This window comes from Clostridium sp. CTA-1 (genome assembly GCF_054768215.1).
Map to the genome: position 1 here is coordinate 1 of NZ_BAAAAP010000041.1, position 9972 is coordinate 9972.

Genomic DNA, 9972 nt, shown 5'->3' on the forward strand with positions numbered 1-9972 from the left:
GTGTTGTTGATAAATTTATTTTAAATTAAATAATTTGTATATTTTTAAATTTTATAGATTAATCTGCTTTAAATAAAAAAGATAAAATATTTATGTGTTTAAAATAAACACATTTGTATAAAATTTAAATACAAAAATTATTGACAAAAATAAAAGCAAGTGTTATCATAAATTTGTATTCAAATAAAAAACATGTGTATACAACACAGATACATCGAAGTTAAGGGGGGAGTAAAATGAAAAAATTAGGTCTTTTAACTAAATTAGTTTTAGGAATTATATTTGGTATTTTAATAGGGGTGATATCTAAGACCTTAGGCATGTATCATGTTGTTAGGGCTTTAAATACATTTTCAGGTCTATTTGGAGGATTTCTTAATTTCTCTATACCATTAATTATAATAGGTTTTGTAGCGCCAGGGATTGCAGATTTAGGAAAAGGATCAGGAAAGCTATTGGGAATCACTGTATTATTTTCTTATCTATCTACTATAATAGCAGGAATGGCTGCGTTTTTATTAGGACAATCTATACTGCCAAAACTAATTAAAAATAGTGGCAATGTGTTCAAATCAAATGTATATTTAGAACCGTTTTTTAAAGTAGATATACCACCTATTATGGGGGTAATGTCAGCTTTAGTACTTGCCTTTGTCTTAGGAATTTGTATTCCTTATATAAAAGGAAAAAATCTTTTAGAAGTTACAAAGGATTTTAAAGGAATAGTTGAAATAATAGTTAAAAATGTAATAATACCATTAGTTCCTATTCATATAGCAGGTATATTTTCAAAACTAACAGCTTCTGGAGAAATAATCCAAACATTAAAGACATTTTCATCAGTATATTTGATAATAATACCACTTCAAATAGCTTACATAGTATTACAATATTCTATAGCATATGCTGTTTCAAGAAAAAATCCAGTTAAGGCTATAAGAAATATGATACCAGGATATATGATGGCTTTAGGGACTCAATCTTCAGCAGCATCTATACCTGTAAATTTACAATGTGCTAAGAAAAATGGTTTATCAGATGATGTAGTTGATTTTGTAATACCTTTATGTGCAACAATACATTTAGCAGGAGATACTATAACTTTAGTATTAGGAGCTATGGGGATAATGCTTATGTCAGGGCAAGCACCAACAGCGGCTATGATGATACCGTATATATTTATGTTAGGGGTTACTATGGTAGCAGCACCAGGTATACCTGGTGGTGGTGTATATGCCACTTTAGGATTATTAAAGGATATGCTTATGTTTAATCCAGTACAACAAGGATTAATGATAGCTATACATTTTGCACAAGATAGCTTTGGAACAGCTACAAATGTATGTGGGGATGGAGCTATAGCTATAGTTATAGATAAGTTATTTAGAAAAGAAAGTATTTCTGAAGAAAAAGTGATTAAAGAAGAAGCATTTGGGGAGGCTATATAATATAATAAAGAAACTACCTAATTTTTACAGGTAGTTTTTTTTATTTCTATGTAAAAAATATATATTTGTGGTAAAATAAAAATATTAGCCTTCATAAGGTAAAAAAATAATGTTTATATAAGGAAGTGAGGGATAAAATGTCAGTTTCAAAAAAGGATGTAGAATATGTAGCAGAGCTTGCAAGGTTAGAGTTTAAAGAAGAAGAAAAGGACAATTTTGTAAATGATTTAAACAAAATATTAAACTATATGGAAAAATTAGATGAATTAAATACTGATGATGTGGATATAGTAGTAAATCCATATTATATTGAAAACAAATATAGAGAAGATAATGTAGAAAAGTCTATGGAATTAAAAGAAGTTATAGATAATGCACCAGAAAGCTTAGAGGAATATGTAATTGTTCCTAAAGTTATAGATTAATATTTCTTTTGTTTTCTGGAAAAAGGAGGAAAGAAAATGGATTTAACTAAATTAACAGCACATCAATTAAAGGGGATGCTTTCAAATAAAGAAGTTAAAGCAGAAGAGATCACAAAAGCTTTTTTAGATAAAATAAATTTAGTGGATAACAATCTAGGAGCATACTTATATGTATCAGAAGAAGAAGCTATAAAAAAAGCTAAAGAAATTGATGGAAAAATAGAAAAAAATGAAGAGTTAAAAGCTTTATCAGGTATACCAGTAGGTATAAAAGATAACATAAACGTAAAAGGAATGCAAAATACTTGTGCATCTAAAATATTACAAGGATATACTTCACCTTATGATGCTCACGTAACAGAAAAAATAAAAAAAGAAGATGGAATAATCCTTGGTAAATTAAACATGGATGAGTTTGCTATGGGATCATCTACAGAAAATAGTGCATTTAAATTAGCCAAAAATCCATGGGATTTAGAAAGAGTACCGGGTGGATCTTCAGGTGGATCTGCAGTGGCGGTAGCAGGATGTGAAGCTACTTTATCATTAGGAACAGATACTGGTGGTTCTGTAAGACAACCTGCATCCTTTTGTGGAATAGTTGGTTTAAAACCTACATATGGAAGAATATCAAGATCAGGGGTTGTAGCTTTTGGTTCTACATTAGATCAAGTAGGTCCAATGGGAAAAGATGTAGAAGATTGTGCATTACTCACATCAACTATAGCAGGATTAGATAAAAAGGATTTTACAACAGTAGATAAGGAAGTACCAGATTATAAAAAAAGCTTAACTAAAGATATAAAAGGTAAAAAGATTGGTATTCCAAAGGAGTTTTTTGGAGAAGGATTAGATGAAAAGGTAAGAAAATCTGTAGAAGAATCCATAAAGGTATTAGAGGAAAATGGAGCAGAGGTTAAACCATGTTCTCTACCACTAATGGATTATGCTCTATCAGCTTATTACATAATATCTAGTGCAGAAGCTTCATCAAATTTAGCTAGATTTGATGGTATAAGATATGGATACAGAGCAAAAAACTTTAAAGATGCTCAGGATATATATTTAAAATCTAGAAGTGAAGGCTTTGGTGATGAAGTTAAGAGAAGAATAATGCTTGGAACTTATGTATTATCAGCAGGATACTATGATGCTTATTACAAAAAAGCATTAAAGGTAAGAAAGCTTATAAAAGATGATTTTCAAAGAGTATTTAAAGAATTTGATGCTATAGTATCACCAACATCTCCAACTACAGCATTTAAAGTAGGAGAAAAGAAAGATGATGTAATGGCAATGTATCTTTCAGATATATATACTGTTCCAATAAGTGTAGCAGGAGTACCAGCTATATCATTACCATGTGGTATGGTAGATGGACTTCCGGTGGGACTTCAAATTATATCAGATTATTTTAAAGAAGATGTATTATTTAATTTAGCATATAGTTATGAACAATCAGCAGATTTTCATAAAATGAGGGCGGAGTTTTAAGTATATAGTTATTTAATTAGAAAAAAGGAGTGAAAAACATAGATGGATTTTGAAGCAGTTATAGGATTGGAAGTTCATACTGAGCTTTCAACAAATACTAAAATATATTGTGGATGCACTACAGAATTTGGTGGCCAACCTAATACTCATGTTTGTCCAATATGTTTAGGGTTACCAGGTTCCCTACCTCAATTAAACAAAAGGGTAGTGGAGTATGGAATTAAAGCAGGTTTAGCTTTAAATTGTTCTATAAACAAAGTTTGTAGAATGGATAGAAAAAATTATTTTTATCCAGATTGTCCTAAAAATTATCAAATAACTCAAGATGAAGTTCCAATATGTAGAGATGGATATATTGAAATAGATTTAGAAAATGGTGAAAAGAAAAAAATAGGTATAGAAAGAATACATATGGAAGAAGATGCGGGAAAATTACTTCATACTAATGCAGGAACATTGGTAGACTACAATAGAGCAGGAGTACCACTAATAGAAATAGTATCAAAACCAGATATAAGAACTCCAGAAGAAGCTACAAAATATTTAGAAAAATTAAAGAGTATACTATCTTCAATAGAAGTGTCAGATTGTAAAATGGAGCAAGGTTCCTTAAGATGTGACGGTAATATATCTGTAAGGCCTATAGGTAGTGAAAAATTTGGAGTAAGATCAGAAATAAAAAATATGAATTCTTTTAAAGCTTTAGAAAAGGCTCTCTCATATGAGTATGATAGGCATGTAGAGGCTGTAACAAAAGGAGAAATCTTGGAGCAGGAAACAAGAAGATGGGATGAAGCTAATTCTGTTACAGTGCTTATGAGAAGTAAAGAAAGGGCTAATGATTATAGATACTTCCCAGAAGGAGATTTAGTTACATTAAATATTTCAGATGAATGGATAGAAGAAGTAAGAAAAACTATACCAGAGTTGCCACATGAAAAGGCTGAAAGGTTTGTAAATCAATTTGGAATACCTAAATACGATGCTATGGTATTAACTTTAACAATGGATATGGCTAAATTTTTCGAAGAAACTGCCCTAAAGAGTGAAGATGCAAAAGCTGCTTCCAACTGGTTAATGGGTGATATTTCAAGACTTATGAATGAAAAAGCTATGGAAGTTAAAGATTTGAAGTTTAATCCAGAACAATTATCTGAATTAATTAAATTAATAAATGCTGGAACTATATCTAATAATATAGGTAAAAAAGTATTGGATGATATGTTTAAGTCAGGTAAAAACCCTAAAGATATAGTTGAAGAAAAAGGATTAGTTCAAAATAATGATGAAGGTGCTATATTAGAAGTAGTTAAAAAGATTATAGAGAATAATCCACAATCTATAGAAGATTTTAAAAATGGAAAGAAAAGAGCCTTAGGATTCCTTGTAGGTCTTGTAATGAAAGAAACAAAGGGAAAAGCTAATCCTCAAATAGTAAATAAATTAGTAAGTGAAGAAGCAAACAAAATGTAAATATTAAAATAAAAAATCCCCGCATAAAAATGTGGGGATTTTTTATGTGAAAAATAATTTAAATATATGTAAAGTTTTAAAATATTGTTTATTTTAACCCATAAGTGTAAATAATTAAATATAGTATATAATTCTTTAAAGCAGGGGGGATAAAATGAAAAAGATTATATGTTTTTTATTAAGTTTTACATTAATTTTTTTAAGTGGTTGTGTGGAAAAAAATAAAGAAGTTACCTCAGATGAAGGGGTAAGAGATTACTTAATATATAACATAGAAGCTATGCCTAAGGATTTAATTATGCTAGAAGAAGATTCACAAAGGGAAGGGGATTTATTATTAAGTTTATTTGATGGGCTAGTAGGATTAGATAAAAATAATAATATTGTTCCAGAATTGTCAGAAAAATGGGAAATAAGCAAAGATGGTATAGATTATAAATTTTATATTAAGGATAATTTATTTTGGAGTAATGGTAAAAAAATAGTAGCCAGAGATTTTGAAAAATTTTTTAAAGATATGCTCATATATTGTAAGGAAAATGACATAAAATTTAATGAATTAAATTCAGTATATGGAGTTAAAGATTATTTAACTAATGGAAATTTAGATAACATAGCTATAAAAGCTAAAGAAAATAATATATTAGAAATAAGGCTAAATAATAAAGATACAAATTTTTTAAGTACTCTTTCTAAGCCTAGATATAAATTAAGAAAAATAGATGAGAAAACTAAAAACTATAAAGAAAATTTCAATGAAATATCATGTACAGGTGCATTTTATATAAGTAAAATAGAAAAGGATCAAATAACAATCAATAAAAACAATAAATACTGGGATAAAGAAAATATAAAAATTAATAGAATAGTACTTAAATCCATACAAAGTAGTGAAGAAGCATTAGCATATTTAAAAACTTCCAAACTAGATTTGTTTATTGATCCTCCTATAGCTGAAATTAATGATTTAAATAAAGAAGGATTAATATCTAAAAAGCTATCTTTAGAAACAGGGAGTATAATATTTAATAAAAAAGATTATATGGACCTAAACTTAAGAAGGGCCATAGATAGCTGTATTAGTAGAGAAGAAATGTGTTCAAAGATATTATATGGGAAAGCAGTGCCAGCGGTTGCCTATGTGCCAAATAATATAGCACAAAATGATGATATAAGTTATGGAAAAAATTATTTTAATTTAAATAGAAATTTACAAAGAGCAAAAGAATTTTTAGATAAAAGTGAATATAAAAAAGAAAGAAAGGATTTAAAAATTATATCAATAGAGGATCCTATTTCTAATAAAATAACTAACAGTTTAATAGAGGAATTAAAAGAAAATTTAGATATAAATATTACTTTAGTTAATTGCAAAGATGAAAGTGAATTAAAGAAAAAAATAAAAGATGGAGATTATGATTTAGCTTTTGTTAGGAATAAGGCTAAAAATAATGATCCTCTATTTTTCCTTTTAAACTTTACTAGTGATTCTTTGCAATATGAAGAGTTTTTAAATAAAATTAAATCAGAAAATAATATGTGGCAAAAAAAAGAATATATAAATAAAGCACAAGATGTTCTGGTTAAGGATTTGCATACAATTCCTGTTTGTTTTTTTTATGATATATTATGTAAAAGAAGTAGGGTACAAGGACAATATATTACTATACATGGTAATATTGTTATAAAGAAAATAACCTTAGCACCCTATAATTAATATTATTTTATAGTAGTTGTATTTTTAGATGATTTAATAGGAAGAAAATAAGCACAATTGGCATTTTCTTCATGAATACTTAAAAAGGGACTGATGTAATTTAATATGCATCTTCCATTTTTATTATTTTTACATTTTTCAGAACAAGTTATATTCATACAAAGCCCTCCTATAAAGTATTTTATTACCAATGCTTGTACTTATTGATGTACGTTTATTATATCCAAAAAATAAATTAATATGAGGATATTGCAGTGCAATATCCTCATATTAATTTTTAAGTGTATATAAAATTAAAAACCATAGAAAGAAATTTTTATTACTATCAAAAGAATTTCTGCAATTAGTAAACTCTTGTTTCTTTGTATTATATTCTACATATTTAGCTAGTACTGGTGCTATTTCGATGGCTTCAGGAGATGGTATAGATCCCATTCTAAAACATTGTTCATCTAATAAATCTTCTGATTTTAAAGAAAAGTTTTTATATCTTTCAATACTATTTAATGCAGGTTCTTCAGGCCAACTTAGTATTATTCCAGAATTTATTATTTGATTTCTATAAAATTTAAGCAATAAGTTCTTATCTGAATTTTCTTTATCGCTTTTATGCTCATTAAGTAATACTAAGAGATATAATATTAACTCATCGCAGGAATATTTTATTTCTTTTTTATCTGTATTTTTAATAAATATACTCAAATTATCATTATATAATTTTATCAATGATTTATATATTTCCTTACTTAGGTTTTTAAATTTTAATATTCCTAAATTATTAAAGGTAAGCATAAAGTCTATATAAGCTAAACAATAAGTATCAACTTTTTTTTCAGTATTTAAATCTTTTTCCTTTAATTTTTCTTGTAAAAGTTCTGATAGATCTAGTAATAACACTTTGCTATCATCATTTTTAGAATATTTATAAAATATATTCATTCCTAAACACAATTTGGATATTTCATCTGTAGAAAGAGTGTAAAGTTCATCTTTGTAGTCTAAAAACATATTAAGTATATCTAAAGAAAAGTCATTATAGTTGGAACAATAATCATCTTTATCTAATAAAGATGTACCATAGTAAGCACACATTAAAAAGCATTGATTTGAAAAATTAAATTTTTTATTTTTTTCTTTAAAATCTATTTTAGATAATATACTGTCTGATACATCTAGTTTATCAACAAAAACTCCTTCTTCATTTCTAAAATAAGTTGCAAAGAATTCTAATTGTTTTTTACACAATTTATTGTATAATTTAGTGTAAGAGTATAAATTTTTATCCTTATCTTTAAATTGTTCATAATATTCTATTAATTGGAGAATGGATAGAACCATAAAGCTATTACCTAATATGTTTACTTCTTTTTTAAATTTACTATCATTCCATGTTAGTTTTTTATTTGAATTTATAAGTTTAGGGTTAGCTTTTCTATAGACACACAATAAAGGTGTGCAAGAGCTAAAATTTTTAGAATTAGCAAAATCATTTTTTAGTTTTAGTTCACTAAAGGGTATACAAATACCACAATTGGAATGAAGTATTATGTTTTGTAAAGATTCTTTAGCTAAAAAGTTCATTTGAGAGTAAATATTACTTGGATCTAATGTATTCATTCTTAAAAAAGGACCTATATATTTCAAAAAACACACCTACCATAAATTAATTCTTATATTATAATATGTTATACAAGGGTAATTTAGTGATACATAAATAAAATATTTAATTTGTTTGGAGGATTAACATATGAAAAAAGAAGTTATTGTTGCAAGTAATAACAAGGATAAAATAAGAGAGATAAAAGAAATATTAAAAAAATTTAATATTGATGCTTTATCAATGAAAGAAGCAGGTATTGATATAGATATAGAAGAAGATGGAAATACCTTCATGGAAAATGCTTATAAAAAAGCAGCTACTATACATGAGATTTTGCCTAAGTATATGGTAATAGCAGATGATTCAGGACTTATGGTAGATGCTTTAAATGGAGCTCCAGGAATTTATTCTGCTAGATTTGCAGGGGAGCATGGAAACTATAAAAAAAATAATCAAAAGTTATTAAGAGAATTAGATGGCAAAAAAGTAGAAGAAAGAAAAGCTAAGTTCGTTTGTTCTATAGTATTTATAATAGATAAAGATAATGTAATAAAAGTCCAAGGTGAAATTAATGGGATTATAGGAGAAAAAGAAATAGGGGAAGATGGATTTGGATATGATCCTTTATTTTATATACCAGAGTATAAAAAAACTTTTGCGCAAATGGATTCCCAAACTAAAAATTCTATAAGTCATAGGGGAAAGGCTTTAAAAATTTTAAAATGTGAATTAGAAAAATATATATAGATAAGGGGGGGCAATTTTGAAAATAGGTGTTATTAGCGATACCCATAGATATATAGGAGATGCAACTTCTCTTGTAAATAGTTTAGGTAATGTAAATTTAATAATTCATTTGGGGGATAATGTAGAGGATGTAAAAATATTGTCTTCTGTTTATAAAGGAAAAATTATAAATGTAAGAGGAAACTGTGATTTTTCAAAACAAACTCCATCTGAATTAATAGAAAATATAGGAGGAAAAAGATTTTTTATAACTCATGGAAATAGATATGATGTGAAGTATGACTTAGCTAAATTAAGATATAGAGCTCTAGAATTAGAAGCTGATATAGTCCTATTTGGACATACTCATATATCTCAGATAGAGTATATAGATGGAATATGGTTTATTAATCCTGGTAGCCCGACACTCCCAAGAAATGGGGTTAGAAGCATTGCTGTTATAGGTATTGATGGGGATAAAGTAGTGCCTGTTATAAAGAAGATATAATGAAATTTTAAAAAACATAAAAAAAAAATAAAAAAATGTATTGACGAATATAATTATATGATGTAGAATAGTTTATGTCGTTGAGAGTTGTGAGAACAAACGAAAAAGACGGCAAAACAAGATAATAACTCGAGAAACTCTTTAATATCGGGGTGTGGCGCAGATGGGAGCGCGCGTGGTTTGGGACCATGAGGTCGCAGGTTCGAGCCCTGTCACCCCGACCAAAAGAGTGCGGGTGTAACTCAATGGTAGAGTGCTAGCCTTCCAAGCTAGTTACGAGGGTTCGATTCCCTTCACCCGCTCCATAATATGCGTCTTTAGCTCAGATGGATAGAGCAACGCCCTTCTAAGGCGTGGGCCAGGGGTTCGAATCCCTTAGCCAGATTGTGGTTCTGGTTGTCAAGGGTTCGAGTCCCTTTGTTCACCCCATTATTGGGATGTCGCCAAGCGGTAAGGCATAGCACTTTGACTGCTACATGCGTAGGTTCGAATCCTGCCATCCCAGCCATTCGATTCACTAGCTCAGTTGGTAGAGCACATGACTTTTAATCATGTTGTCCGGGGTTCGATTCCCCGGTGGA

General features: G+C 28.3%; 9 protein-coding genes and 4 tRNA genes. 11 read left to right on the forward strand and 2 right to left on the reverse strand.

Going from position 1 to position 9972, the window contains the following annotated elements:
* Window positions 1-236: 236 nt before the first annotated feature.
* From ACYUEW_RS18565 to ACYUEW_RS18585, 5 genes are all read left to right on the forward strand, one after another.
* Complete coding sequence (locus ACYUEW_RS18565; protein ID WP_106899596.1) at window positions 237-1448, forward strand: dicarboxylate/amino acid:cation symporter; 1212 nt, start codon at window positions 237-239, stop codon at window positions 1446-1448.
* Between the two features lie 137 nt (window positions 1449-1585).
* Window positions 1586-1873 (forward strand): Asp-tRNA(Asn)/Glu-tRNA(Gln) amidotransferase subunit GatC, encoded by a 288-nt coding sequence (gene gatC, locus ACYUEW_RS18570; protein ID WP_003357679.1) that lies wholly within the window; start codon window positions 1586-1588, stop codon window positions 1871-1873.
* Window positions 1874-1909: 36 nt separating this feature from the next.
* Window positions 1910-3367 carry an Asp-tRNA(Asn)/Glu-tRNA(Gln) amidotransferase subunit GatA gene (gatA, locus tag ACYUEW_RS18575; RefSeq protein ID WP_003483315.1) on the forward strand — a complete coding sequence of 486 codons (1458 nt, stop codon included), beginning with the start codon at window positions 1910-1912 and terminating at the stop codon, window positions 3365-3367.
* 42 nt (window positions 3368-3409) lie between these two features.
* Window positions 3410-4840, forward strand: coding sequence for an Asp-tRNA(Asn)/Glu-tRNA(Gln) amidotransferase subunit GatB (gene gatB, locus ACYUEW_RS18580; RefSeq protein ID WP_003483317.1), 1431 nt, complete (start codon window positions 3410-3412; stop codon window positions 4838-4840).
* A 154-nt stretch (window positions 4841-4994) separates the two neighbouring features.
* Entirely contained in the window at window positions 4995-6557 is a 1563-nt protein-coding gene (locus ACYUEW_RS18585; protein WP_043032539.1) for an ABC transporter substrate-binding protein, read from the forward strand.
* A gap of 2 nt (window positions 6558-6559) precedes the next feature.
* Here ACYUEW_RS18585 and ACYUEW_RS18590 read toward each other — a convergent pair whose 3' ends face one another.
* Window positions 6560-6715, reverse strand: a complete 156-nt coding sequence (locus ACYUEW_RS18590) for a hypothetical protein (RefSeq protein WP_003483320.1) — start codon at window positions 6713-6715, stop codon at window positions 6560-6562.
* A 112-nt stretch (window positions 6716-6827) separates the two neighbouring features.
* A complete protein-coding gene (locus ACYUEW_RS18595) occupies window positions 6828-8201 on the reverse strand; it encodes a hypothetical protein (RefSeq protein ID WP_265204582.1) in 1374 nt (457 codons plus the stop codon).
* Between the two features lie 103 nt (window positions 8202-8304).
* Between ACYUEW_RS18595 and ACYUEW_RS18600 the strand changes: the two genes are divergently transcribed.
* From ACYUEW_RS18600 to ACYUEW_RS18625, 6 genes are all read left to right on the forward strand, one after another.
* On the forward strand, window positions 8305-8904 hold the full coding sequence (locus ACYUEW_RS18600) for an XTP/dITP diphosphatase (RefSeq protein WP_003483325.1): 600 nt from the start codon (window positions 8305-8307) through the stop codon (window positions 8902-8904).
* 16 nt (window positions 8905-8920) lie between these two features.
* Window positions 8921-9391 carry a metallophosphoesterase gene (locus tag ACYUEW_RS18605; RefSeq protein ID WP_003483326.1) on the forward strand — a complete coding sequence of 157 codons (471 nt, stop codon included), beginning with the start codon at window positions 8921-8923 and terminating at the stop codon, window positions 9389-9391.
* A gap of 148 nt (window positions 9392-9539) precedes the next feature.
* A tRNA-Pro gene (locus ACYUEW_RS18610) sits at window positions 9540-9615 on the forward strand.
* A 7-nt stretch (window positions 9616-9622) separates the two neighbouring features.
* Window positions 9623-9696: transfer RNA gene (locus tag ACYUEW_RS18615), tRNA-Gly, on the forward strand.
* A gap of 9 nt (window positions 9697-9705) precedes the next feature.
* Window positions 9706-9776: transfer RNA gene (locus ACYUEW_RS18620), tRNA-Arg, on the forward strand.
* 48 nt (window positions 9777-9824) lie between these two features.
* A tRNA-Gln gene (locus tag ACYUEW_RS18625) sits at window positions 9825-9899 on the forward strand.
* The last annotated feature ends 73 nt before the right edge of the window (window positions 9900-9972 follow it).

Coding starts and splice junctions, on each gene's coding strand:
- ACYUEW_RS18565 (WP_106899596.1), top strand. CDS start 237: ATGAAAAAATTAGGTCTTTTAACTAAATTAGTTTTAGGAATTATATTT.
- gatC (WP_003357679.1), top strand. CDS start 1,586: ATGTCAGTTTCAAAAAAGGATGTAGAATATGTAGCAGAGCTTGCAAGG.
- gatA (WP_003483315.1), top strand. CDS start 1,910: ATGGATTTAACTAAATTAACAGCACATCAATTAAAGGGGATGCTTTCA.
- gatB (WP_003483317.1), top strand. CDS start 3,410: ATGGATTTTGAAGCAGTTATAGGATTGGAAGTTCATACTGAGCTTTCA.
- ACYUEW_RS18585 (WP_043032539.1), top strand. CDS start 4,995: ATGAAAAAGATTATATGTTTTTTATTAAGTTTTACATTAATTTTTTTA.
- ACYUEW_RS18590 (WP_003483320.1), bottom strand. CDS start 6,715: ATGAATATAACTTGTTCTGAAAAATGTAAAAATAATAAAAATGGAAGA.
- ACYUEW_RS18600 (WP_003483325.1), top strand. CDS start 8,305: ATGAAAAAAGAAGTTATTGTTGCAAGTAATAACAAGGATAAAATAAGA.